Here is a 24,989-nt window from a genome sequence, read left to right on the forward strand (position 1 = left end):
CAGTCAGGTCCGCCAGCAAGCGCGGTGGCAGGCACTTCAGCCGGCGCGGCTGGCGGGTCCGGCATTGCCCATCCGCAGGACTGGCCTGCCTACGATTATCCGGTTCAGACCCCCCCGCAGGATGAAGCGCGCATCGCCGATCTGCTGGCGCGCATGACGCTGGAGGAAAAGATCGGCCAGCTGGTTCAGGCCGATCTGTGCTGCGTCACGCCCGACGACGTGCGCGACTATAATCTGGGATCGGTGCTGAATGGCGGCAACAGCGGGCCTTATGGCAATGACCTGGCACCCGCATCAGACTGGCTGCGGCTGGCGGACGAGTTCTACACTGCATCTGTCGACAGGTCCGATGGCGGCGTGGGCATTCCGGTCATCTGGGGCACTGATGCCGTGCATGGCCATGCGAATATCATCGGCGCAACCGTGTTCCCGCACAACATTGGCCTTGGCGCGATGCGCGATGTGGAACTGATAGAGCGAATCGGTGCAGCCACCGCCGCTGAAGTGCGCGTGACGGGGCAGGAATGGACCTTTGCCCCCACGGTGGCGGTGCCGCAGGATTTCCGCTGGGGCCGCGCTTACGAAGGCTATTCCTCAAACCCGGCGCTGGTTGCCTCCTATGTCGGCGCGATGGTGCGCGGGCTGCAGGGGCCACCCGGAAATCAGGACCTGCTGGCAGGCCCCCATGTGCTGGCATCCACCAAGCATTTCCTGGCCGATGGCGGCACCGACAACGGCACCGACCAGGGCGATTCAAGTATCGATGAGACAGAGCTGCGCGAGATCCACGGCGCACCTTACGGGCCGGCCATTGCCGAAGGCGTCTCCACTGTCATGGCCAGCTTCTCCAGCTGGCAGGGCGTGAAGATGACCGGCAATGAAAGCCTGCTTACTGGTGTGCTGAAGGATCGCATGGATTTCGGCGGCTTTACCGTATCGGACTGGAACGCCCACGGGCAGGTGGCGGGGTGCACCAATGAAAGCTGCCCGCAGGCGCTGCTGGCGGGTATCGACATGTATATGGCGCCCGATAGCTGGCGGCCGATCTACAATGATCTGCTGACCCGTGCCCACGCAGGTGAGCTGCCGATGGCGCGCATTGACGACGCGGTGTCCCGTATCCTGCGGGTCAAGGCACGGCTTGGCCTGCTTGACGCACCGCGCCCCTCGCAGCGCTATCTTTCCGGCCAGTATGATGTTCTGGGCGCGCCGGAGCACCGCGCCCTGGCGCGTGAGGCAGTGCGCAAGTCGATGGTCCTGCTGCGCAATGACGGCGTGCTGCCGCTGGCCCCCGGCGGGCGGCTGCTTGTGGCTGGCGAAGGGGCGGATGACATTGCCCGCCAGTCTGGCGGCTGGACGCTCAGCTGGCAGGGCACGGGCCTGACGAACGACCTGTTCCCCGGCGCAACGTCGATCTGGGCGGGCCTGCAACACGGCGTGGAAAGCGCCGGTGGCAGTGCGGAACTTTCCCCCGATGGCAGCTTCACCCAGCGGCCCGATGCCGCGGTAGTGGTGTTTGGCGAGCGGCCCTATGCCGAGTTTCAGGGCGACCGCGCCACGCTGGCACTCGATAGCGACCTGACCGGTCCCTATGCCACCATGCAGCGCCTGCGTGAGCAGGGCATTCCGGTGGTGGCGCTGATGATCACCGGCCGCCCGCTATATGTGAATGAAGCGCTCAATTCCGCCGATGCCTTCGTGGTGGCGTGGCTGCCGGGCAGCGAAGGCGCAGGCGTGGCGGATGTGTTGCTGGGCGATAGCGCAGGCAATGCGCGCTTCGACTTCACCGGCAAACTGCCCGCTGCCTGGCCGCGCACGCCCGATATGGCGGACGGTGCCCTGTTCGATTTCGGCTATGGCCTGACCTATGCCAGCGCGCCCACCGCGTGGGAGACGCTGCCGCTGGTGGCCACTGGCGAGGTGGGGGACAGCCGCGTGTGGTTCTCCGAAGGTGTGCCCGCTGCGGCCTGGTCGCTGCATATTGCCGACCCCGGCCAGCCCGGCAGCCAGACGCGCATCACCACCGTTCCGGCAGAGGCGCTGGATGGCCGCGCCCGCATTACCGCAGTCAACCACGTGGTGCAGGAAGGCGCGCGGCGGTTCGATATCGCATCGGGCGAAGCGGCCATTTCGGTCAGCACGTTTGAGCCGATCGACATCACGCGAGAGACCAATGCCGATATCATGCTGCTGTTCACGGTGAAGGTGGACCGGGCCGCCGAATGGTCCGGTATCGCCATGACCAGCGGCGGCACCAACAGGGCCGTCAGCACCGCAATGCTGCCGGTGACCGAAGGCTATGTGCGCTATGGCCTCCCGCTGAAATGCCTGCGAGACAAGGGGATAGACATGGCCAATGTCTCTGCCCCCTTCATCCTGGCGACCGAGGGCGGGGCCGATGTTTCGCTGGCCGAAGTGCGGCTGGGCATGGATGCGGAGCAGATCCTGCCATGCTCGTGATGCGGCCCGGTTCGTGACACCGATTGAGGAGATCGCCGCCTGCGATGGCCCTGCGTTCGAGCGGGATTATCGCCCGCAATACCGCCCGCTGGTGATCCGCGGCCTGGCCCGCGAATGGCCGATTGTGCAGGCGGGGCTGAAATCGCCGGAAGCGGCGCTGAGCATGATAGAGCAGCTCGACAGCGGCGCGCCGACGGACATCATGCTGGCCCCGGAATCGGAGCACGGGCGGTTCTTCTATTCGCCCGATCTGCGCGGCTTCAATTTCCGCCGCGAGCGCCTGTCGCTGTCCGGCCTCGCGCAGCATCTGCGCACCATCGCGGGCGATCCGGCGCCGATCGGAATTTATGCCGGGGCCACTTCAACCGCCACCCACCTGCCCGGCTTCGACCAGCGCAATCCCTTGCCGCTGGTGGCGGACATGCAGGCAATCGCGCGCATCTGGCTGGGCAATGCCACGCAGGTTGCCACCCATTTCGACCTGTCAGACAACTTCGCCGTGGTGGCAGTGGGCAGGCGGCGCTTCACGCTGTTTCCGCCGGAGCAGACCGGGAACCTCTATGTCGGCCCGCTCAATGTCACGCTGGCGGGCCAGCCGGTCAGCATGGTCGATCCGCTTGCGCCCGATCTGGAGCGCTATCCGCGCTATGCCACGGCTCTGGAGACCGCCCTGTTCGTGGATCTGGAGGCGGGCGATGCAATCTATATTCCCACCTTGTGGTGGCACCATGTGGAGGCCAGCGCGCCGATCAATGTGCTGATGAATTACTGGCACAACGATGTCGCTCGTGGTGGCGGTTTCCTGGCGCTGGTGCATGCGATGATGGCCATTCGCGACCTGCCCCTGCCGCAGCGACAGGCCTGGCGCGCGTGGTTCGATCACATGGTGTTTGGCGAGGATGCCGCCGGAGCGGCCGACCACCTGCCACTGCACGCGCGCGGAGTGAACGGCCCGCCCTCACCCGAACGCAGCGAAATGATCCGCCGTTTCGTGATGCAGGTACTGGGCACCAGCTGACCGCTTTGCAGGCCTCGCCCGTTCGCCGGGATCAAGCGCAATCCCGGCGAGTAAGTCCTGCTGCCATCAATGCGCTGACTGCGCCTCGGCCTCCCGAACGGGTGCCTTGCGACCTGCCGCCACGGCAAAGCCGCACAGCAGCAGGTAGCAGGCGCCGGGCAGCACCAGCGCGGTGACCAGTCCCGACATATCGGACAGCACGCCAACCAGCAGCGGGATGAACGCGCCGCCCACGATGGCGGTGCACAGCAGGCCCGATGTGGCCTGCTCGCTGGCGGTGGAGCGTTCCAGCGTCAGGGTGAAGATCACCGGGAACATGATCGAATTGAAAAGGCCGATAGACAGCGCGACATAGCCCGCGCTGATGCCGCCAACGCTCACCACGTAGAAACACATCAGCGCGGCAATGGCGGTGAAGATCGCCAGCAACCGGGCCGCATTGAAACGCGCCAGCAGCAGTGATCCGACCGCCCGGCCAACCATCGCGCCGCCCCAGTAGAAGGACACGGACTTGCCCGCCTGCTCCAGCGGAATGCCCCAGATACCGTCCGAATTGAGGAACAGCGCCATCTGCGTGCCGATGGCCACTTCCGCGCCGACGTAGAGGAAGATCGCCGCCCCGCCCAGCAGCGCCCAGCGGCTGGAGAAAGCATCGCCGATCATGGCGACGATGCCCATGGTCTGCACTGGCGGCGGCGCTGCGGCGGCCACTGTCTTGCGGCTGAGGAAGAAGAAGGCGAGCAGCAGGATCAGCAGCCCGCAAATCCAGAAATAGGCCTTGTCGATACCCATCAGCGCGGCATCGCGCACTTCGTCCGAAACCAGCGAGCCTTCCTTCACTTCCAGCCCTTCCAGGAACAGCACCGCGCCAAGATACGGGCCGATGAATGTGCCGAAGGAATTGAAGGTCTGCGCCAGTGTAAGGCGGAAATGGCTGTGTTTGGGATCGCCCAGCGCGGCGGCGAGCGGATTGGCCGCCACCTGCAAGATGGTGATGCCGCTGGCGAGCACGAACAGACCGCCCAGCACCAGCGTGTAATTGGCGATATTGGCCGCGCCCAGCATGATCAGGCAGGCCGCCGCCATTGTCGCCAGCGCGATCAGGATGGCGGGCACCGCGCGCACTTTCGCAATCAGCACGGCGGCGGGGAAGGAGATCACGCCATAGGCGATGAAGAAGGCCGAGGCGGACAGCTGCGCCTCTGCGTTGGAGAGGGTGAAAATGCCTTTCACCGATGCCACCAGCGGATCGATCAGCGAGGTGATGAAACCCCAGGCAAAAAACAACGTGGTCACGGCAATGAACGCGGCGCGCACCGTAGGCTTGTTATCCATCAGACATTCTCCCCTGCCTGCCGCATTCTTGCAGCAGCACCGTTCCCGGCGTCCCTGTTATCGTATTTCCCCGGAGTGGGAATAGGGCCCGATCACCAAGCCGGTGAATAGTCCGGCGTGAATGGAGGCGAGCGGCTCGACGTTCAGCCCATTCCCCAGCCCATTCCCCGGCCCATTCCCCGGCCCATTACCCAGCCTGTTCCACCCCTCATCGCCCGCCATGCGCCAGCTCAGCTGCGCCTCGCCGCCATTGAGCTGGAGGCGCAGTTCCACCGCTCCTGCTCGGCCCATGGGCGCACGCGCGACCACTTCGCCGCGCTGGTCTTGTGCAGCATCGGTGCGCAGGCGGGCGACCATCTGGCGTTCGCCCCGTTCGCCGGCCACCTGCTCGATCCCGAAGGCGAGGAAATGCGCCTCGTCCATGAAGGCCAGCAGCCCGGCAAATTCGCCATCAGCAGCGGGATTGAAGTCGAGCTTCGTGGTTACCTGGGCCGCATGGTGGCGCAGGCGGCGACCGGTGAAGGCAGGGTGGGCAAGGCTTCCGGCGGCATCCTTGCCGGTGATGACCCACAAGCTGCTTTCAGCATGGTCTTGCCCGATTTGCTGCACCGGTCCGGGTGTCCTGATGCCGATCCATTCGGCGGACAGGCGATCCTGATCGAAGTCATCGCGCCAGTGCTGCCAGTCTGTTCCCGGTGACGGGGGCAGGTCTGGTGCGGCATTCACCGGCGGAACGGCGGCGCCCGGCGGCAGGAACAGCGGCCAGCCATCCTCCCAGCTGACCGGCAGCAGATAAGTCTCGCGCCCCAGCAAGGTGGATTGGCCCGCGAACGGCCGCGTGGCCAGGAACACGCCCCACCAGCTGCCGTCATCCAGCTGCACCAGATCGGCATGGCCGGTGGCCTCCACCCTGTCAGGCCGATCGGCGGGCAGGTCACGCTGCGTCAGAATCGGATTGACGGGACCGGGTTCGTAAGGCCCGGTGACGGAGCGCGAGCGGTAAATGGTCTGCGAATGCTGGTCTGCCGTGCCGCCTTCGGCTGCCAGCAGGTAATAGTACTCGCCCACGCGGTAGATATGCGGTCCTTCGGCCCACACCGGCTGCGCAGCCAGATCAACGCCGCCGTCGACCAGCAGAATCCGCTCCCCCACGAACGCGCTGGTCTGCGGATTGAATTGCTGGAGCCACAACGCGCGGTGGCCGTCATACTGCGGCTGGCCGGGAGGCGCGTCATTATAGACGATCCAGCTGCGCCCGTCTTCGCCGAAGAACAGCGAGGGATCGATCCCGTCAAACGGCAGCCACACCGGGTCCGACCACGGACCCGACGGATCGTCCGCCGTGATCATGAAATTGCCGCGGCAATCGATGCAGGTGTTGAGGATGAAGAAGCGCCCGTCATGATGGGTGATGGCCGGAGCGAACAATCCGCGATTCGTTCCCAGACCGGAAAAATCGACCTGGCCGGGACGGTCGATCGCATGGCCAGCCAGCTGCCAGTTCACCAGATCGCGGCTGTGGAATATCGGCAGGCCGGGAAACCATGAGAAGGTGGAAGTGACGAGGTAGAAGTCATCCCCCACCCGCGTGATCGAGGGATCGGGGTGGAAACCGGGCAGAATCGGATTGCGATAGGAACCAGCGGGCACGGGCAGCTCGTCTTCCAGCGCCTGATACTCGACATAATCGAAGCGCGCCGTGGTGCCGGCCAGCGCAGGAAATGCCCCGCTCAGCGATGTCACGACCATCAACAGCTTAAACAAATTACCAAACATCGGAATATCTCCCCCTGCCAGCGGCCTTTATCCTTGCCCCTTGCCAACACCGCCCTTATGGTAGCGCTATCAGTGGAGAGGGCAAGCATCGGCAATGGCCGGCGAAATAAAAGACATTCTGCCCGGGGATTTTGCTTCGGGCCATTTCATCGGCCGTGCACAGGGGCCTGATGGTCCGTGCGTGATCGCCATTCGCGGTGGTCGCCTGTTCGACCTGACGCAGGACGTGGCCAGCATCAGCGGCGCGGTGGCGCGCAGGATATTCACCGGCGGGCGCGATATCGGCAGCGTGGAGGATGGCCTGCCAGACGGCTGGTCGCTGCTCTCGCCTGTCGATCTGCAATGTATCAAGGCCAGCGGCGTCACCTTTGCACTTTCCGCCATTGAGCGGGTGATTGAGGAGCGCGCGCGCGGCGATGCAGCAACGGCGGCGAAAATCCGCGCCTCGCTGGAGGAAAAGGTGGGCGCGGGGATTCGCTCTGTCGTGCCCGGCAGTCATGAGGCGGCGGAACTCAAGGCGGTGCTGATCGCCGAAGGCATGTGGTCGCAATATCTGGAGGTCGCGATCGGCCCCGATGCGGAGATATTCTCCAAATCGCCGGTCCTGTCCTCCGTCGGTCATGGCGCGCTGATCGGTGTGCGATCCGATTCGAGCTGGAACAATCCCGAACCCGAAGTGGTGCTGGTGTGCGATGCGCACGGCGAAGTGGTGGGCGTGACGCTGGGCAATGACGTCAACCTGCGCGATTTCGAAGGGCGCTCTGCCCTGCTGCTGTCAAAGGCCAAGGACAACACCGCATCCTGCGCGCTGGGGCCGTTCATCCGCCTGTTCGACGATGGCTTCACCATGGATGACGTGCGCCAGGCCAATGTCGACCTGCTGATCGAGGGGCCGGAGGGCTACCGGCTCGAGGGCACCAATGTGATGGCCCAGATCAGCCGCGACCCGCTTGACCTGGTCAGCCAGGCACAATCCGAACATCATTATCCCGATGGCTTCGTGCTGTTTTGCGGCACCTTGTTTGCGCCCACACAGGACCGCGATCAGCCCGGCGCCGGCTTCACCCACAAGATCGGCGACATTGTCACAATATCTTCGCGCCGGATCGGCACGTTGCGCAATGAAGTGACCACTTCGCGCGATGCGCCGGCCTGGACCTTCGGCATTGCCGAATTTGCGCGCAACCTGGCCGCGCGCGGCCTCATCGACAGGATCTGAGCTTCATGACCAACCGCACCCTCTCCCATTACATCGGCGGCGAATTCGTCGGCGCCAGCGATGCGCTGGAAAGCATCAACCCGTCCGACACCAGCGACGTTGTGGCGCGCTTCCCCGATGGCAGCCCGGATGATGTGGCCGCCGCCGTGGCCGCCGCCAAGGCCGCACAGCCCGGCTGGGCCGATGCCTCGCCCGAAGTACGCTCTGACCTGCTGGAAAAGGTCGCATCCGCGCTGTTCGCCCGCTCCGCCGAACTGGGCGAGCTGCTTGCCCGCGAAGAAGGCAAGTTGCGCGGCGAGGGGATTGGCGAGACACTGCGCGCCGCGCGCATCTTCCGCTATTTTGCCGGGGAAGCGCTGCGCCGTCACGGGCTGACGCTGGAATCGACCCGCCCCGGCCTGGATGTTGCCACCCACCGCGAAGCGCTGGGCGTTGTCGGCCTGATCACCCCGTGGAACTTCCCCATCGCCATCCCGGCATGGAAGGCCGCCCCGGCGATGGCCTTTGGCAATTCGGTGGTGCTGAAAGCCGCCAATATCACGCCGACCATGGCCTATGCGCTGGCGGAAATCATTCATGAGGCGGGCATTCCCGCCGGCGTGTTCAACCTGGTGCTGGGCCGCGGCGATGTGGGCCGCGCGATTGTCGATCATCCCGATGTGGCCGCGATCAGCTTTACCGGCAGCCAGGGCGTGGGCGCGCAGGTTGGCGTCAATGCCATGGCCCGCCAGGCGCGCGTACAGATGGAAATGGGCGGCAAGAACCCGCTGGTGGTGCTGAATGATGCCGATCTGGTCAAGGCGGTGGCGATTGCTGCCGATGGCGGCTTCTTCCAGACCGGCCAGCGGTGCACCGCATCCAGCCGGGTGATCGTGGAAGACGGCATTCACGATGCCTTTGTCGAAGCCCTGGCCCAGCGTGGCCGCGCGCTGAAAGTGGGCGCGGCGATGGACCCCGATACGCAGGTTGGTCCCGCGGCGAGCGAGGCCCAGCTGGAGCAGAACTTCCGCTATGTGGCGATTGCCTGCGAAGAAGGCGGCCGTCTGGCTGGCGGCGGTGACAAGGTGGAATGCGCCACGCAGGGCTATTTCATGCAGCCCACCGTGATCGCCGACACCGATCCTGACATGCGCATCAACAACGAGGAGGTGTTCGGCCCCGTCGTCTCGACCGTGCGGGTGAAGAATTATGACGAGGCGCTGGAAATCGCCAATCGCGGCAATTTCGGCCTGTCCTCCGGCATCGTGACCAACAGCCTCAAATATGCGCGGCACTTCCGCAAGAATGTGCGCGCAGGGATGGTCATGATCAATCTGCCAACCGCCGGGGTCGATTATCACGTCCCCTTCGGCGGCTCTCGCGGGTCCAGCTACGGGCCGCGCGAACAGGGATTTGCTGCGGTGGAATTCTACACCCAGATCAAGACAGTTTACACAGGAGACTGAGCCAGATGGCACAGGGGGTTTTACAGCCAGTGGTACAAGGGGCGATCTACCCCAGTCTGGCCGGGAAGAAGATTATCGTAAGTGGCGGCGGTTCGGGCATTGGCGAAGGCATCGTCGAAGGCTTTGTGCGCCAGGGCGCCGCTGTCGCCTTCGTGGATGTGCAGGACCAGCCGAGCGAGGCGCTGGTTGCGCGCATGGCCGATGCGGCAATCCCGCCGGTCTATGCCCATTGCGACGTTACCGACTGCGCCGACTACGAAGCCCGCATAACCGATCTGATCTCGCGGCTTGGCGGCTGCGATGTGCTGGTCAACAATGCCGCCAACGATGACCGGCACGAGATTGCCGACGTCACGCCCGAATATTGGGATGATCGCATGGGGGTGAACCTCAAGCATCAGTTCTTCGCCGCCAAGACGGTGGCACCCGCCATGCGCGCGGCGGGCGGCGGCAGCATCATCAATCTGGGATCGATCAGCTGGCACCTGGGGTTGGAGAGCCTGACCATTTACCAGACCGCCAAGGCCGCGATCGAGGGGCTGACCCGCAGTCTGGCGCGCGAGCTGGGGCGCGACAATATCCGCGTCAATGCGATCATCCCCGGCAATGTGCAAACGCCGCGGCAGATGAAATGGTATTCGCCCGAAGGCGAGGCAGAGATTGTGGCGGCACAATGCCTGGATGGCCGTATCCAGCCGGTGGATATCGCCGCCATGGCGTTGTTCCTGGCGTCCGATGACGCCCGCTTCTGCACCGCGCATAATTACTGGGTGGATGCCGGATGGCGGTAACCACCCCTGTTCGCGCTGTCCTGGATGCGGGCAGCAAGCTGGGTGAAGGCGTTGTATGGGACGCCGCGCGCCAGATCGTATGGTTCGTCGACATCAAGCAGCACCGGCTGTGGCATTTCGATCCGGCCAATGGCAGCAATGCCATGGCGGTGGCACCGGGCCAGATCGGCTGGGCCTTGCCGGCAGAGGGCGGCCTGCTGCTGTGCGGTTTGCAGGATGGCCTGTACACTTTCGATCCCACCAGCCAGCGCTTTGACAAGCTGATGGACGTGCCGGGGGAACCTGCCGGAAATCGGCTCAACGATGCCTGCACCGATCCGTGGGGCCGCGTGTGGTTCGGATCGATGGATGATAGCGAGCAGCAGGCCTCTGGCCGCTTCTATGTCTTCGATCGCGGCAATATCCGCGCCGCCGGGCCCGGTGGCATCACCATCACCAACGGCCCCGCCGTCAGCCCCTCTGGCGACCGGATCTATTTCACCGATACCACCGCGCAGAAGATCATGGTGGCAGACCTTTCGCGCGATGGCGTGGGCGAGGCGCGGCCCTTTGCCGATACTGGCGCGCTGTTCCCCGATGCCTATCCCGATGGGCCGGTCGTAGATGCCGAGGACCACGTGTGGACCGGGCTTTATCTGGGATCGCACGTGGCGCGCTTTTCTCCCGATGGCGAACTGGTGGACCAGATTGAAATGCCCGCGCGCGACATCACCAAGATGGGCTTTGGCGGGCCGGACCTGCGCACCGCCTATGTCACCACGGCAACCAAGAACATGGAGGAAGCCGACATGCAGCAATACCCGCTGGCAGGAAGCCTGTTCGCATTCGATGCGCCGGTGGCCGGTTTCGCCGCCGCTGCGGTGAAACTGGGATGAGATATCTGGCCGCATCCGCCGCGCTGGCCGCTATGCTTGCAGCAGGTGCCGCCCATGCCGCTCCGCAGCCGGGTGCTGCTTATGGCGATCACATGGTGCTGCAACGCGGACAGCCGATCATGATTGAAGGCACTGCCGGGGGCGGGGCACAGGTCACCGGCACTCTGGACGGTGAAACGCAGCGTACGCGGGCCGATTTCCAAGGCGTGTTCCGCCTCACCTTCTCCGCCCGCGAAGGCAGCACAGATCCGCTCACGCTGACTTTGCGCGATGCCAGCGGCGAAACTGCGATTGGCGATATACTGATCGGCGATGTCTGGCTGTGTTCGGGCCAGTCCAACATGGAGCTTTCGGTCGCCCGCGCGCTCAACAGTTATAATGAGCTACGCCTCTCTCCCGATGAGAACATGCGTCTGCTGATGGTGCCCAAGTTCACCGCCGCAGCCCCGCGCCGCGAATTTGGCGAGCCAGCCGCATGGCATGCCGCCACGCCAGAAACGGTCGAGCCTTTCTCCGCCGCCTGCTTCTACATGGCCAAGAAGCTGCGCGCCGATAATGGCGTGCCGGTTGGCCTGATCCATTCGAACTGGGGCGGGTCTGCCGCCAGTTCATGGCTCAGCCCCGATCATGTGCGAACGATGTTTGGCCAGGCCGCGCTGGATCAGCTGCAACTGTATGATCATGATCCGCTGGCCGCCGCGCAGGCCTTCGTGCCGCAATGGTATGACTGGTGGCGCGCCAATGACAATGGCAATGAACCGTGGACCAATCCGGACATGCTGGAATGGGCCGACATCCCCAAATTCTCCTTCTGGAATGAATGGCGCGGCACGGGGCTGGACACCCAGCCCGCCGCCAATGTCTGGCTACGCCAGAGCTTCACCCTCACGGCAGAGCAGGCGCGCGGCGAAGGCACCTTGTCCATCGGCGCGATCGACGATCTCGACCTGACATGGGTCAACGGCCACCCGGTCGGTTACACGTTCGGCTGGGGTGTCGAGCGGAATTACCGCGTGCCGGCGGAATATCTGCACGAAGGCGAGAATGAAGTGCTGATCGTGGCCAGCAACAACTGGGACACGGGCGGATTTTTCGCCGGGCCGGAGCGGCTGTTCTTTGCAAGCGCAGGCGGTGACACGGTCCCGCTGGGGGCTGACTGGGAATATTCCATCGGCGCCATTGCGGACATGCCGCCGCGCGCGCCATGGGATGGCATCGCCGGACTTGGCGTGATGCACAATTACATGATCGCCCCGCTTGGCCCCATGCGGCTGGCAGGCGTCGCCTGGTATCAGGGTGAGAGCGATGTCGGCCCGGCAGGATATGCGGACAAGCTGCACGCGCTGTTTGACGGATGGCGCGGCCAGTTCGGCGATCAGGCGCGCATGCTGGTGGTGCAACTGGCCGATTACGGCACGCGCACCAGCCAGCCGGTCGCGTCCGGCTGGGCAGACCTGCGCGAGGAACAGCGCCAGGCCGTTCTGGCCGATGGCAATGCCGCGCTGGTGACCGCCATCGATCTGGGCGAGCCTTCGGATATTCACCCGGCCAACAAGAATGTGCTGGGCCTGCGCATGGCGCTGGCGGCCGAGGGCGTGGCCCTGCCGCAGCCCGAAAGCGCCGCCCTTGATGGTGACAGCATCACGGTGACATTCAGCGGTGTGGTAGGCGGCCTGCAAGCCTATAGCGGCCCCTTTCCGCTGGGCGTGGAACTGTGCGGGGATAGTCAGGAAACCTGCCGCTTCGTGCTGGCCCGCCCGCACGGCAACCAGCTGCTGATCAGCGCCGATGGACTTCCCGCCACCCGCGTTCGTCATGGCTGGGCCGATGCGCCCGTGGTCAATCTGTACGATGCGCGGGACATTGCCGTGCCCGCCTTCGAATTGGAGATCGTCCAGTGATGATGGACCGGCGCAGGCTTCTGGCCGGTACTGCCACCGGCGCTCTGGCGCTGACACTGCCGCTGGGACTGGTCGGCTGCATGGCAGCGGATGAGAGCTCCGCCGCCGCCGCCGATTTCATCACCGTGGACGGCCAGCGCCTGCTGCGCGGGGGCGAGCCTTATCGCATCGTCGGCGCCAATCTGTGGTATGCCGCATGGCTGGGTGCCGATGCCGATTACGGAGACCGCGCACGGCTGATGCGTGAGCTGGACCGGTTGCAGGCGCTGGGCATCAACAATCTGCGCATCATGGCCGCAGCCGAGGAAGGCCCGCTCAACAATTCCATCAAGCCCGGCTTCACCCATCCTGACGGCAGCGCCAATGTGGCGATGTTCGAAGGACTGGATTTCGCGATGGCGGAAATTGCCAAGCGGGACATGACGGCGGTGCTGGTGCTGTCCAATTTCTGGGAATGGTCGGGCGGACTGCAAACGCTGCTTCAGCGCGTGACGGGGCAGTATATGGACATGGGCGATCCGGCCCATCCGTGGCCCGAATTTGCCGATGCCACTGCGGAGTTTTACGCCAATGCAGACGCGGTGGCGCTGTATCACGCGCATCTGCGCGACATGGTCAGCCGCACCAATTCCATCACCGGCACCACCTATGCCGATGACCCTGCGATCATGAGCTGGCAGCTTGCCAATGAACCGCGCCCCGGCGGCAGCGATGCGGCTATCGCCAGGAATGGCGAGGCCTATCTGGCGTGGATTTCCGGCACTGCCGAACTGATCCGCTCGCTCGATGCCAATCACCTCGTGTCACTGGGGCAGGAGGGGACGCAGGCGACCAATGGCAGTGAGGAGCTGGTGGCACTGGCGCATGCGCAGATCGATTATGTCACCGCGCATATCTGGCCGCTCAACTGGGGCTGGGTTTCGGGCGATGATCTGGCGGGCACATGGCCTGCCGCGCAGGAACTGGTGAGCGCCTATCTCGCCACGCACACCAGCATTGCCACCGGTCTGAACAAGCCGCTGCTGGTGGAGGAGTTCGGCTTTCCCCGCGACGGTGAGGCCTATTCGCCCGAAGCGACTACCAATTTCCGCCAGCTCTATTATCGCACCATCTATGATGCGGTGGAAGCAAGCTGGCGCGATGGCGGCCCTTTGCAGGGCAGCAATTTCTGGGCCTGGAACGGAGAAGCGCGCGCCGCCCATCCGGACTTCCATTTCCGCGATGGCGACCGCGCCTACATGGGCGATCCGCCGCATGAACCGCAGGGCTGGTATGGCAATTTTGACAGCGATGCCGCCATGCTCGGCCTTATCCGTGACCATGTGCGCGCCAAATGCCGCGGCCTGACGGAGCCATGCCCGGCCTGACACTGCGCGCTGGTGACTGGCAAGCAGGAGTGCTGCCCGCTGTCGGCGGCGCCTTGAGCCACCTCAGTTTTCGCGGCGTGGATATCTTGCGCACCATGCCGCCGCAATCGGGCGATGTGCTGCAAGCCGCCTGCTTCCCGCTCGTCCCCTATTGCAACCGCATCCGCGATGCCGCCTTCGAATGGCAGGAGCAGGCGGTGCAATTGCCGCATAATTTCATGCCAGAAACCAGCAGCCTGCACGGCCTTGGCTGGCAGGAGGAATGGCAGGTTACCGGCGGGCGCGACTTCAAGATCGCCATGGTCCACAATCACGCCGGTTCAGGACCGGCCCGGTGGAATGGGCAGTCGGATCAATGGCCGTGGGCCTATGAGGCGGAACAGCGCATCCGGCTGGGGCCAAAAGGCTGCGCGATCAGCCTGACGCTGACCAATCGCTCCAATATTCCCATGCCTGCCGGGCTTGGCCTGCATCCCTACTTCCGTCGCCGCGCGGGAAGCCGCGTGCAGTTCCATGCAGACGGCATGCTGATGGTGGACGATGCGCTGATCCCGACCGGGGAGATCGCCCCGCCCGCGCTGTATGGTGACTGGGAGAATGGCAGCGCCCTGCCCGCAAGCACCATCGACCACTGCTTTTCAGGCTGGAACGGTTCTGCGGTGATCACCGACGATCTGGGCACGATCACGCTGGCCGCGCGCGGCGCGCCGTTCCTGCATCTTTATGCCCCCGCCGATGGCAGCGCCCTGTGTCTGGAGCCGGTCAGCCATGCGCCCGATGCGTTGAATCAGGACCCCGGCGGCATCACCGCCCTGCCGCCAGCCTGCTCGGCAACGCTGCAATTGTGGATCGGCGCTGACGCCTGACGCGCCAGTCTAGTGATTATGGCGCGGCAGCTTTTTGGAAGTGCCGCGATATTTGAGCGCGAAGTCCATCACGCCGCCCTCACCCAGCTGGCCGGTCTTCTCGCGGAAAATCTCTTCCCACGGCGTATTGCTTTCAGGCACCGGCGGAGCGGGGTCCTCGGCCTTGCGCCGTGCGATCTCCGCATCTTCCACCAGCGCGTTGCAGGTGCCCGCGTTCAGGTCCACCCGGATCAGATCGCCCGTGCGCAGCCATGACAATCCGCCGCCCGCCGCGCTTTCGGGCGAGCAGTTGAGGATGGAGGGGCTGTCGCTGGTGCCCGATTGCCGCCCGTCGCCCAGCGTTGGCAGACATGTCTTGCCCGCACGGATCAGCGCATCTGGCGGCTGCATATTGACCACCTCGGCACTGCCCGGCCAGCCGATCACGCCCGCCCCGCGGATCACGAGGATGCAATTGTCGTCAATCTCCAGCGCGGGATCGTTGATGCGGTGGTGGTAATCATCGGACCCGTCAAACACCACGGCGCGCGATTCAAACACGCCTTCCTGCCCGGGGCGTGAGAGGTAGCGGGCGCGGAATTCATCCGAGATGACGGAAGTTTTCAAGATGCCGAAATCGAACAGATTGCCGCTCAGCACCAGGAATCCGGCCTTGTCCATCAGCGGATCGGCAAAAGGGCGGATCATCTCGCGGTCATTGCTTTCGCGGCCCGCGAGGTTCTCCTCCAGTGTCGCGCCGGTGCAGGTCAGGCTGGAGCCGTGCAATTTGCCCGCCTGCAACAATTCCCACATCACCGCGGGCACGCCGCCCGCGCGGTGGAAACGCTCACCCAGGTATTTGCCCGCAGGCTGCATGTTGAGCAGCAGCGGCAGGTCATAACCATGATCCTGCCACGCCGCGCCTTCCAGTTCGACACCGGCATGGGCGGCCATCGCCTGAATATGCGGCTGGGCATTGGAAGACCCGCCACAGGCGCTGACCACGGCGATGGCATTGAGGAAGGCCTCGCGCGTCAGGATACGGCTGGGACACAGGTCCTCATGCACCATTTCGACAATCCGCCGCCCGGTGCGATAGGCCATCTGCCCGCGCTCCCGATATGGCGCGGGGATCGCTGCGCAGCCGGTGAGCGACAGGCCAATCGCCTCGGCCACCGCATTCATCGTGCTGGCCGTGCCCATCGAATTGCAATGGCCGGCGCTGGGCGCGCTGGAGGTGGCGCGGCGGAGGAATTCCTCCTCGTCTATCTCGCCCGCCGCCAGCTTGCGGCGGCTGCGCCAGATGACCGTACCCGATCCGACCAGCTCGCCTTCATGCCAGCCATCCAGCATCGGCCCGCCCGAAAGGACGATGGCGGGAATATCCACCGTGCTGGCCGCCATGATCTGGCTGGGCGTGGTCTTGTCACACCCCGTTGTCAGCACCACGCCATCGATCGGATAGCCATTGAGCAGTTCGACCAGCCCCAGATACAGCAGGTTGCGATCGAGCGCGGCGGTCGGCCTGCGGCAATTCTCGAAGATCGGGTGCACCGGGAATTCGATAGGGATGCCGCCCGCATCGCGGATGCCGTCGCGCGTGCGCCTGGCGAGATCGATGTGGATGCGGTTGCAGGGCGACAGGTCACTGCCGCTTTGTGCGATGCCGATGATCGGCTTGCCGCTGCGCAGTTCCTCCGGCGTAACGCCGTAATTCATGAAGCGCTCAAGATAGAGCGCGGTCATGTCCATCCGCTCGGGATTGTCGAACCAGTCCCTTGATCGCAGGCGGCGTTTCTGGTCGGTCATGTCATGTCAGGCGCGCTGGCCGCGCGATGCGAGCGAGGGGGCGGCATCGGATTCACGCCGCACCAGCGTGTAGGGCAGCGTCTTTTGCTCCGCCTTGATGCGGTCCCCCGCGCGCTTGCTGCGCAGGATCCGCATGATCGCTTCAACTGCCCAAGCGGTCATTTCCCGGATCGGCTGACGAATGGTGGTGAGCTCCGGCCAGATCGAGCTGGCCATGTCGGTATCGTCGAATCCGCACACGGTGATATCGTTGGGCACATCCAGATGCCGCCTGTGCGCCACGGCCACGGTGGCTGCGGCCATATCGTCATTGGAAGCGAAGATGGCGGTGGGCCTTGGCTCCACGGACAGCAGCTTTTCTGCGCCCTGCATGCCTGACCGGTATGTGAAACGGCCCTGCACGATCAGTTCCTGCGGGGTTTCCAGCCCGGCATCGCGCATGGCGGCAAGATAGCCGTTGAGGCGCCTGTCGGCCGCCACCTGTTCGGGATTGCCGATGATGAAGCCGATCCGCTCATGCCCCAGGCCGATGATGTGCTTGGTCATGTCATAGGCGGCCTGGTAATCGTCGATCAGCACGGCGCCTTGCGTGCCCGTTGCCTTGCCCGGCCCCACGGCCACGGCAATGCCATCCAGTTCTGCCACCAGATCGAGAACGCTCTGATCGTCGCACAGCGGCGGCGGCAGGATGAAGCCCCTGATCCCGCCTTCCGACAGGCTGCGCATCAGGTGCTTGGCATCGGTGACATTATCGCAGCTCTGCACCACCAGCTGAATGTCGCGTTTGCTCGCCTCTTCCAGCGCGCCCATCAGGAATTCGCTGAGATAGGAGGCGGAAGGATTATCGAACAGCAGCGCGATGCGCGCCTGCTCTCCGCCTGCCAGGCTGCGCGCCGCGCGGTTGGGCGAATAATTGAGCCGGGCAATCGCCTCCAGCACCTGTTCGCGCGTCGCATCGCGCACATTGCCCTCGTCATTGATGACGCGGCTCACCGTCATGGGTGAGCAGTGCGCCTCACGCGCGACATCGGCGATGGTTGGCGCACCATTGCGGCGGCGGCCTCCCCGTGCGTTACGCGCTGTTTTGCTCGGTCCGGTTTCAGCCATAATTCAGGCCATAGACCGCCCGTTGCAGGAACGGCAAGTATCCGATCATTGACCCGGTGCCTCCGGAAATTCGAGGCCGCGATAATAGTCCAGCGGATGGGCCGGTGGCTCTGCGCCTGCGGGCAGGCTCAGCCCGTTCACAGACTGCCAGTAAGCCAGCGAGGCATCGCGCCACCAGCGCGCCTCACGCTGCTGAATGGCGAGCATTTCCGACACTGCGCGGAAGCGCTCTTCATCGACATATTCGGAGAGGGTGGACCATGTTTCGGCCATCGTATCGACCTTCGCGGCACCCCTGTCGTAATGCCAGACAAGTTCTTCCCACAGCGTCCGGCCGGAACGCATCTGATGGTTCCAGCCGACATGGTGGAACCACAGCAGCAAGGCCGGGTCGATCGTTTCGGGATCGGACCACCGCGCAGCGATGGCGGACGCATATTGGCCGAGAGCATTGCTGCCCGTTGCGCTACGATCGAATCCGATCCCCTCCGCATCGGCGCGGCTGTAATAGCAGGGGTTCCATTCGGGGCGCGGCAGGTCGCACACCCAGGGGCCGGGACCGTAGTGGTGGCCGGTCGCCATCTGGTGCGCGAGGCCGAGCGGGGTCATGTAATCGACCACCGCCTCGCGGCTTTCGAGCATCATCGGCACCGCCGCACCCAGGAATTGCGGATCGCGGCTGAAGGTCTGCGCCGCCCATTCCCGCGCGATCTGATCGCTGGACAGCTGCGGGTTCCACGCCAGCCGCCCGAAGGCATACCAGTTCGCCTGATCGAAGTCCGATCCTGTCCAGTTGCGATCAGACCCGGTGTTGGCCACGCCCGCCATGCCCACCGGCGCCACGACCTGCGCCACAGTCCGGACTACCGTGCCACCGTGCCCGGTGTCCGCGTCGAGCACTTCCTCCCACATGGGCGCGAGAAAGGCGAGATGGCTGGCAAAGCCGAGATATTCCTTGGTCACCTGCGCTTCCAGCATCAGATGCGTATTCGGCATGGCCCCGAACATCGGATGGAAAGGTTCGCGCGGCTGGAAATCGACCGGGCCGTTCTTGACCTGCACGATCACATTGTCAGCAAACTGCCCGTCCAGCGGCACGAATTCATTATAGGCCTGCATCGCCCGGTCGGTCTCGTCATCGGCGGAATAGACGAAGGCGCGCCAGATCACCGTGCCCCGGTCGCCCAGCGCGGCGGCCAGCATGTTGGCGCCGTCGGCATGGCTGCGGCCATAGTCCTGCGGGCCGGGCTGGCCTTCGGAATTGGCCTTGACCAGAAAGCCGCCAAAATCGGGAATGGCGGCGTAGATTTCGTCCGCCTTGGCCTGCCACCACGCTGCCACGGCTGGATCGAGCGGGTCTGCGGTGGCCAGTCCGCAGATGTCCACAGGGGCACTGAAGCGCGCAGAGAGGAACACACGAATACCATAAGGGCGCCATGCGTCCGCCAGCCGCGCCAGCTTGGCGATATAGTCCGGTTCCAGCATGAAGGCGCGCGCATTCACATTATTTACCGCCACGCCGTTGATGCCGATGCTGGCATTGGCGCGGGCATAGTCGATCATCCGCTGGTCCAGCCGGTCTGGCAGGTGCCACCAGTCGAAGATCGAGCGTCCGGCATATCCGCGCTCCACATGGCCATCGGGATTGTCCCAGTGGTTGAGCATGCGCAGCGGCATGGCGGGCGCCTCGTCCAGCGTTATGCTTGCCGGGTCATGGCCCAGCGATAGCTCGCGCAGCAAACCGAAAGCGCCGTATATGCAGGCCCCATAATCGCCGCCGGTAATGCGCAGGCCGCGGCGACCGGCTTCGCGAAAAGGCGTAACAATGAACCGCTCCGGATTCATGTCCATCATGCCTTCGCAGGCTACTTCAATGATCCCGTTGCCACTGGGCCTGGCTTTTGCGCGGTCCCCGAGCAGCGAGACAATTCCCCGCGCCAGTTCGTCGGCCGCAGCTGCTAGCGTTGGGTCAATATATCCGGCGTGGTCATTGATGCGAATCTCCGGGTCAAACCGCGCCAGCCGCTCCAGCGCTTCCCCCTCCAGCGGGGCATAACGCAGCCACAGGCCATAGCCATCCTCGGCCCGTGCAGCAGGCGCAAGGGCGAGCGCGGCACAAAGCAGCACAAGACCCGTCGCAAGGCGGTTGACAAGCTCTCTCCCTCTCATCATGGTAGCGCTACCACAAGACGCCTCACAGTCAAGTCGCGGCGCTCGGGAGAGGGATTTATTTATGCGCAAATTGTTGCGCGCCAGCCTGGCCGCCAGTGCCGGTATCATGGCGCTTTCAGGTCCGATAGCAACCCAGTCGATGGCGCAGGACGCCTCACATCAGGTCGCGCGGCCCATGGCCGATGCGCCGTACTGGAATGCATCGCTGCCCACCGATCAGCGCGTGGCAGACCTGCTGGCGCGGATGACGCTGGACGAGAAGATCGCCCAGATCACCACCATCTGGGACAATAAGGTGGAAATCCAGGACGCGGATTTTGCCTTCAGCCCGGCCCGGGCCAGCGCCGTGCGCCCGCACGGCATCGGCATGATCGCCCGCCCGTCTGACCTGACAGGCCCCACCAGCCCGCGCGAAAATCCGCCGCGCTCAATCGAGGACAGCCTCGCATATGTGCATGCGGTGCAGGACTGGGCGCGCTCCTCCACGCGGCTGGGCATTCCCGTGCTGTTCCATGAAGAATCGCTGCACGGCCTGGCCGCACTCAATGCCACCAGCTTCCCGCAATCCATCGGCATGGCGTCCAGCTGGGACCCCGGTCTGGTGCGCGACGTGAATGACTATATCGCCAGCGAAGTGCGCGCGCGCGGCGTGCATCTGGTGCTTTCCCCGGTGGTGGACGTGGCGCTGGATCCGCGCTGGGGCCGGATTGAGGAAACCTTTGGCGAGGACCCCTTCCTGGTTGGCGAGATGGGCGTTGCCGCGGTGGAGGGTCTGCAGGGTCCGGGCCGCGATCACCGCCTGCGCGATGGGCAGGTGTTTGCCACGCTCAAGCACATGACCGGCCACGGCCAGCCCGAAAGCGGCACCAATGTCGGCCCCTCACAAGTGTCCGAACGCACCTTGCGCGAGGTGTTCTTCCCGCCGTTTGAGCAGGTGGTGCGCCGCACGGCCATCGGCGCGGTGATGGCCAGCTACAACGAAATTGACGGCGTGCCTTCGCATTCCAGCAAATGGCTGCTGGGCGATATATTGCGCGGCGAATGGGGTTTTGGCGGCGCGGTCGTCTCCGATTATTATGCCATCGAACAGATGGCGCAGATCCACCATGTCGCGCCCGATATTGCCACCGCTGCGCGCATGGCGCTGGCGGCCGGGGTGGATATCGATCTGCCCGTGGGCGCGGCCTATTCCACGCTGGCGCAATCCGTGGCCGATGGCACGGTGGATATCGCTACAATCGATCAGGCCGCAGCGCGCATATTGACGATCAAGTTCGATGCCGGCCTGTTTGAAAATCCCTATGGCGATCTGGCAGCGGCGCAGCGGTCCAACACCGCAGAGGGCATTGCCCTGGCGCGGCGCGCGGCGGAAAGCTCTCTGGTATTGCTCAAGAACGATGGCGTGCTGCCGCTTGCCCTGCCCGCTGCCGGCGGGGAGCGTCCCACGATCGCGGTTATCGGGCCCAATGCCGATGTTGCGCGGCTGGGCGGCTATTACGGCATTCCGCGCGCGACCGTGTCTCCGCTGGCGGGCATTCGCGAACTGGTGGGTAACCGGGCCGACATCGTCCATGCGCAAGGCGTGGTGATTACCGAGGATGATGACTGGTGGGCCGATGAGGTGACGCTGGCCGATCCGGCAGAAAACGCCGCCCGCATTGCCGAGGCTGTCGAGGCTGCACGCGATGCCGACACCATATTGCTGTTCATCGGCGATACCGAACAGACCAGCCGCGAGGGCTGGGCCGATGGCCATCTGGGCGATCGCACCGATCTGGACCTGGTGGGGCAGCAGAACGATCTGTTCCTTGCGTTGAAGGCTCTGGGCAAGCCGATTGTCGCGGTACTGGTGAACGGCCGCCCGCCCAGCTATCCCGCTGTTGCCGAGGGTGCCGATGCCATTCTGGAAACCTGGTATGCGGGTGAGCAGCAGGGCCATGCCATTGCCGATGCGCTGTTCGGGCGGATCAATCCGGGCGGCAAACTGCCCGTCACCGTGGCGCGCGATGTGGGCCAGCTGCCGGTGTTCTACAACTACAAGCCCAGCGCGCGGCGCGGCTATTTGTTCTCCGAAGTCAGCCCGCTTTATCCGTTCGGCTATGGTCTGTCCTACACCAGCTTTGCCTTCGATGCGCCTATCCTTTCGGCCAGCAGCATCACCGCAGGCCAGGGCGTGACCGTGCGCGTGCCGGTGACCAACACCGGCAGCATGGCGGGCGATGAAGTGGTGCAGGTCTATCTGCGCGACGATATCAGCACCGTCACCCAGCCGGTGAAGGAACTGGTCGGCTTTTCCCGCGTCACACTTGATCCGGGCGAAACGCGCATGGTCGATATCGCCATCCGCCCGCAGAGCTTTGCGCTGTGGAACCGCGATATGGAGCAGGTGGTGGAGCCGGGGACGTTCACCATCATGACCGGTCCCAATTCGCGCGACGTGACTGAAACCGTGCTGACGGTGACACCGTGATTGCCGGTCTGGCCAGTCGCCGCGGCACACTGAAGCTGCTGGCGGGCGGAAGCCTTTCGGCAATGGCGGTGGCGTATGCGCCAATGGCTTTCGCGCAAGGCTCCGCGCCGATCTACAAGGATGCCGCCGCTCCCATTCCGGCGCGCGTGGCAGACCTGCTGGCGCGCATGACACTGGCCGAAAAGATCCAGCAGATACGCACCGCCTGGCAGGGCAAGGCCGATATGATCGACGATCTGGCCTTCAATCCGGCCAAGGCCAGCGCCGCATTCCCCGATGGCATCGGCCATGTCACCCGTCCGTCCGACAAGCGCGGCGTGCCCGGCATATCGGGCGCGGCAGGCGGCACGGCGGCGCGCTGGCGCACTCCGCGCCAGACGGTGGAGTTCATCAATGCGCTGCAACGCTGGGCGCTGGAAGATACGCGGTTGGGCATTCCCGTACTGCTGCATGAGGAATCGCTGCATGGCTACATGGCCACGGAAGCGACCATGTTCCCGCAGGCCATCGCGCTGGCGGGCACTTTCGATACCGACCTGATGCGCCGCGTGCAGTCCGTGATCGCCCGCGAAGTGCGCGCGCGCGGCGTGCCGCTGGTGCTCTCCCCCGTGGTGGATATCGTGCGTGACCCGCGCTGGGGCCGGATTGAGGAAACCTGGGGTGAGGACCCCTATCTGTGCGGCGAAATGGGCGTTGCCGCAGTGGAAGGCCTGCAAGGCGCGGGCAAGTCTGAGAAGCTGGGCGCGGACAAGGTTTTCGCCACGCTGAAGCACATGACCGGCCACGGCCAGCCCGAAGCGGGCAACAACATCAGCCCGGCGCAGATATCCGAGCGGGAACTGCGCGAGAATTTCTTCCCGCCCTTCCGCGAAGTGGTGCGCCGCACCTCCATCGGCGCGGTCATGCCCAGCTATAATGAGATCGACGGCGTGCCCAGCCACGCCAGCACCTGGCTGCTGGGCGATATCTTGCGCGGCGAGTGGGGCTTTGATGGGGTGATCGTCTCCGATTACGGCGGCGTGCATGAACTCGCCACGCTGCACCATGTGGCGCTGAATGAAGCCGACGCAGCCCATCAGGCGCTGCTGGCCGGTGTCGACAGCGAACTGCCCGAAGGCCGCGCCTATGCGCTGCTGGAGGATGAGGTGAACGCCGGGCGCATTCCGGTGGAGCTGATCGACCGGTCCTGCGCGCGCATGCTGACATTCAAATTCCGCGCCGGCCTGTTCGAAAATCCCTATGGCGACTGGCAGAAGGCGCAGCGCATCACCGGCAATGCGGAGGCGCGCGCGCTGGCTCTGGAAGCGGCGCGCAAGAGCATCTGCCTGCTGACCAACAGGAATGGCGCTCTGCCTCTGGACCAGGCGAACATGGGCCGCGTGGCGGTGATCGGACCCAATCATGCGATTGCCCGGCTGGGTGGCTATTCCTCCGTACCGAAGCAGACGATTTCGCTGATCGAAGGGCTGCGACAGGTCGCGCCCACTGCCGATTTCGTCACCGCGCAGGGCGTGTTCATCACCACCAGCGAAGACCGATCACAGGACATTATCGAACTGGCCGACCGGGCGCGGAACCTGCGCCTGATTGCCGAGGCTGTTGCGGTTGCGCGCACCGCAGACACCATCGTGGTGGCCATCGGCGATACCGAACAGACCAGCCGCGAAGGCTTTGCCGCCAACCATCTGGGTGACCGCACCCAGATCGATATCGTCGGCGAGCAGAACGCGCTGGTCGATGCGTTGGCCGCACTGGGCAAGCCGCTGGTGGTGTGCGCCATCAATGGCCGTCCGCCCAGCTGGCCCAATGTGGTCGAGAAAGCCGATGCGCTGCTCGAGTGCTGGTATCCGGGGCAGGAAGGCGGCGTGGCGATGGCGGAGGCCTTGCTCGGCCAGGTCAATCCGGGTGGCAAGCTGCCGGTCAGCGTGGTGCGCAATGCCGGGCAGATCCCGCTGTTCTACAACCGCAAGCCCAGCTCCCGCCGCGGCTATCTGTTCGATGACGCGGCGCCCTTGTTCCCCTTTGGCCACGGGCTTTCCTATACCGACTTCACCATCTCCGCCCCGCGCGTGGCCAAACAGGCTTTCGCCGCTGATGAGAGCGTCGAGGTGGAAGTGGACATCACCAACAGCGGCAGAACTGCGGGCGATGAAGTGGTGCAGCTTTATATCACCCGCAGCGAGGTTTCGGTCACCAGGCCGGTGCTGGAACTGAAGGGCTTCCGGCGGGTGACCTTGCAGGCGGGCGAAAGCCGCACCTTGCGCTTCACCCTTGCGCCGCAGCAGCTCGCCTTCTGGAACAGTGATATGGAAGAAGTGAATGAGCCGGGGCCGGTAACTCTTTCGGCCGGCAGCAGCAGCGCCCGGCTGCACTCCACCCAGATCGAGGTTATCTGACAA

Annotated in this window: 16 protein-coding genes; 11 read left to right on the forward strand and 5 right to left on the reverse strand. The window is 64.6% G+C overall.

Annotation, left to right across the window (positions count from 1 at the left end):
- Positions 1–24 precede the first annotated feature (24 nt).
- Together GRI32_RS05530 and GRI32_RS05535 are read left to right on the forward strand one after the other, a co-directional pair.
- The gene (locus tag GRI32_RS05530) at positions 25–2,460 is read left to right on the forward strand and encodes a glycoside hydrolase family 3 protein (protein WP_337190164.1); all 2,436 of its coding nucleotides are present in this window, start codon (positions 25–27) and stop codon (positions 2,458–2,460) included.
- On the forward strand, positions 2,432–3,478 hold the full coding sequence (locus GRI32_RS05535; RefSeq protein WP_160590312.1) for a cupin-like domain-containing protein: 1,047 nt from the start codon (positions 2,432–2,434) through the stop codon (positions 3,476–3,478). Before GRI32_RS05530 ends, GRI32_RS05535 begins: the two co-directional genes overlap by 29 nt.
- A gap of 66 nt (positions 3,479–3,544) precedes the next feature.
- Here the strand turns inward: GRI32_RS05535 and GRI32_RS05540 are convergent, their stop codons facing one another.
- The gene (locus GRI32_RS05540) at positions 3,545–4,813 is read right to left on the reverse strand and encodes an MFS transporter (RefSeq protein WP_160590315.1); all 1,269 of its coding nucleotides are present in this window, start codon (positions 4,811–4,813) and stop codon (positions 3,545–3,547) included.
- Between the two features lie 57 nt (positions 4,814–4,870).
- Positions 4,871–6,589: a glycoside hydrolase family 43 protein gene (locus GRI32_RS05545; RefSeq protein ID WP_237437412.1), complete on the reverse strand. Its 1,719-nt coding sequence runs from the start codon at positions 6,587–6,589 to the stop codon at positions 4,871–4,873.
- Between the two features lie 94 nt (positions 6,590–6,683).
- Here GRI32_RS05545 and GRI32_RS05550 point away from each other — a divergent pair, with 94 nt between their 5' ends.
- From GRI32_RS05550 to GRI32_RS05580, 7 genes are read left to right on the forward strand one after another with little or no spacing between them, the layout of a single operon-like run.
- Positions 6,684–7,808 (forward strand): fumarylacetoacetate hydrolase family protein, encoded by a 1,125-nt coding sequence (locus tag GRI32_RS05550; protein ID WP_160590320.1) that lies wholly within the window; start codon positions 6,684–6,686, stop codon positions 7,806–7,808.
- Between the two features lie 5 nt (positions 7,809–7,813).
- Positions 7,814–9,253, forward strand: a complete 1,440-nt coding sequence (locus GRI32_RS05555; protein ID WP_160590322.1) for an aldehyde dehydrogenase family protein — start codon at positions 7,814–7,816, stop codon at positions 9,251–9,253.
- 5 nt (positions 9,254–9,258) lie between these two features.
- The gene (xylB, locus tag GRI32_RS05560) at positions 9,259–10,044 is read left to right on the forward strand and encodes a D-xylose 1-dehydrogenase (RefSeq protein WP_160590324.1); all 786 of its coding nucleotides are present in this window, start codon (positions 9,259–9,261) and stop codon (positions 10,042–10,044) included.
- On the forward strand, positions 10,035–10,919 hold the full coding sequence (locus GRI32_RS05565; protein WP_160590326.1) for an SMP-30/gluconolactonase/LRE family protein: 885 nt from the start codon (positions 10,035–10,037) through the stop codon (positions 10,917–10,919). Before xylB ends, GRI32_RS05565 begins: the two co-directional genes overlap by 10 nt.
- Positions 10,916–12,820, forward strand: coding sequence for a sialate O-acetylesterase (locus GRI32_RS05570; protein ID WP_237437413.1), 1,905 nt, complete (start codon positions 10,916–10,918; stop codon positions 12,818–12,820). The genes GRI32_RS05565 and GRI32_RS05570 overlap by 4 nt, the downstream gene beginning before the upstream one ends.
- Positions 12,820–14,187, forward strand: coding sequence for a glycoside hydrolase 5 family protein (locus GRI32_RS05575; RefSeq protein ID WP_202385959.1), 1,368 nt, complete (start codon positions 12,820–12,822; stop codon positions 14,185–14,187). The genes GRI32_RS05570 and GRI32_RS05575 overlap by 1 nt, the downstream gene beginning before the upstream one ends.
- Positions 14,175–15,053, forward strand: a complete 879-nt coding sequence (locus GRI32_RS05580) for an aldose 1-epimerase (protein WP_237437414.1) — start codon at positions 14,175–14,177, stop codon at positions 15,051–15,053. Before GRI32_RS05575 ends, GRI32_RS05580 begins: the two co-directional genes overlap by 13 nt.
- 9 nt (positions 15,054–15,062) lie before the next feature.
- Here GRI32_RS05580 and GRI32_RS05585 read toward each other — a convergent pair whose 3' ends face one another.
- Genes GRI32_RS05585 through GRI32_RS05595 form a run of 3 tightly spaced genes read right to left on the reverse strand, consistent with a single transcriptional unit; the run spans position 15,063 to position 20,120 of the window.
- Positions 15,063–16,841, reverse strand: a complete 1,779-nt coding sequence (locus tag GRI32_RS05585) for an IlvD/Edd family dehydratase (protein ID WP_160590330.1) — start codon at positions 16,839–16,841, stop codon at positions 15,063–15,065.
- A gap of 6 nt (positions 16,842–16,847) precedes the next feature.
- Positions 16,848–17,948, reverse strand: a complete 1,101-nt coding sequence (locus tag GRI32_RS05590) for a LacI family DNA-binding transcriptional regulator (protein WP_160590332.1) — start codon at positions 17,946–17,948, stop codon at positions 16,848–16,850.
- A gap of 45 nt (positions 17,949–17,993) precedes the next feature.
- Positions 17,994–20,120 (reverse strand): alpha-glucuronidase, encoded by a 2,127-nt coding sequence (locus GRI32_RS05595; protein ID WP_160590334.1) that lies wholly within the window; start codon positions 20,118–20,120, stop codon positions 17,994–17,996.
- A 61-nt stretch (positions 20,121–20,181) separates the two neighbouring features.
- Between GRI32_RS05595 and GRI32_RS05600 the strand changes: the two genes are divergently transcribed.
- Positions 20,182–22,590, forward strand: a complete 2,409-nt coding sequence (locus GRI32_RS05600) for a glycoside hydrolase family 3 N-terminal domain-containing protein (RefSeq protein ID WP_160590336.1) — start codon at positions 20,182–20,184, stop codon at positions 22,588–22,590.
- Between the two features lie 62 nt (positions 22,591–22,652).
- Positions 22,653–24,986, forward strand: a complete 2,334-nt coding sequence (locus tag GRI32_RS05605) for a glycoside hydrolase family 3 N-terminal domain-containing protein (protein ID WP_160591053.1) — start codon at positions 22,653–22,655, stop codon at positions 24,984–24,986.
- Positions 24,987–24,989: the final 3 nt, after the last annotated feature.

The sequence above is a fragment of the Alteraurantiacibacter aestuarii genome (assembly GCF_009827405.1).
In the GTDB taxonomy this organism is placed as follows: Bacteria; Pseudomonadota; Alphaproteobacteria; order Sphingomonadales; family Sphingomonadaceae; genus Alteraurantiacibacter; species Alteraurantiacibacter aestuarii.

Bases quoted from the DNA above. Each gene is read 5' to 3' on its own strand.
- GRI32_RS05600 (WP_160590336.1), top strand. From the start codon at position 20,182: ATGCGCAAATTGTTGCGCGCCAGCCTGGCCGCCAGTGCCGGTATCATG.
- GRI32_RS05565 (WP_160590326.1), top strand. From the start codon at position 10,035: ATGGCGGTAACCACCCCTGTTCGCGCTGTCCTGGATGCGGGCAGCAAG.
- GRI32_RS05545 (WP_237437412.1), bottom strand. From the start codon at position 6,589: ATGTTTGGTAATTTGTTTAAGCTGTTGATGGTCGTGACATCGCTGAGC.
- GRI32_RS05550 (WP_160590320.1), top strand. From the start codon at position 6,684: ATGGCCGGCGAAATAAAAGACATTCTGCCCGGGGATTTTGCTTCGGGC.
- GRI32_RS05540 (WP_160590315.1), bottom strand. From the start codon at position 4,813: ATGGATAACAAGCCTACGGTGCGCGCCGCGTTCATTGCCGTGACCACG.
- GRI32_RS05585 (WP_160590330.1), bottom strand. From the start codon at position 16,841: ATGACCGACCAGAAACGCCGCCTGCGATCAAGGGACTGGTTCGACAAT.
- GRI32_RS05570 (WP_237437413.1), top strand. From the start codon at position 10,916: ATGAGATATCTGGCCGCATCCGCCGCGCTGGCCGCTATGCTTGCAGCA.
- GRI32_RS05575 (WP_202385959.1), top strand. From the start codon at position 12,820: ATGATGGACCGGCGCAGGCTTCTGGCCGGTACTGCCACCGGCGCTCTG.
- GRI32_RS05555 (WP_160590322.1), top strand. From the start codon at position 7,814: ATGACCAACCGCACCCTCTCCCATTACATCGGCGGCGAATTCGTCGGC.
- GRI32_RS05595 (WP_160590334.1), bottom strand. From the start codon at position 20,120: ATGATGAGAGGGAGAGAGCTTGTCAACCGCCTTGCGACGGGTCTTGTG.
- GRI32_RS05580 (WP_237437414.1), top strand. From the start codon at position 14,175: ATGCCCGGCCTGACACTGCGCGCTGGTGACTGGCAAGCAGGAGTGCTG.
- GRI32_RS05590 (WP_160590332.1), bottom strand. From the start codon at position 17,948: ATGGCTGAAACCGGACCGAGCAAAACAGCGCGTAACGCACGGGGAGGC.
- xylB (WP_160590324.1), top strand. From the start codon at position 9,259: ATGGCACAGGGGGTTTTACAGCCAGTGGTACAAGGGGCGATCTACCCC.
- GRI32_RS05605 (WP_160591053.1), top strand. From the start codon at position 22,653: ATGGCGGTGGCGTATGCGCCAATGGCTTTCGCGCAAGGCTCCGCGCCG.
- GRI32_RS05535 (WP_160590312.1), top strand. From the start codon at position 2,432: ATGCGGAGCAGATCCTGCCATGCTCGTGATGCGGCCCGGTTCGTGACA.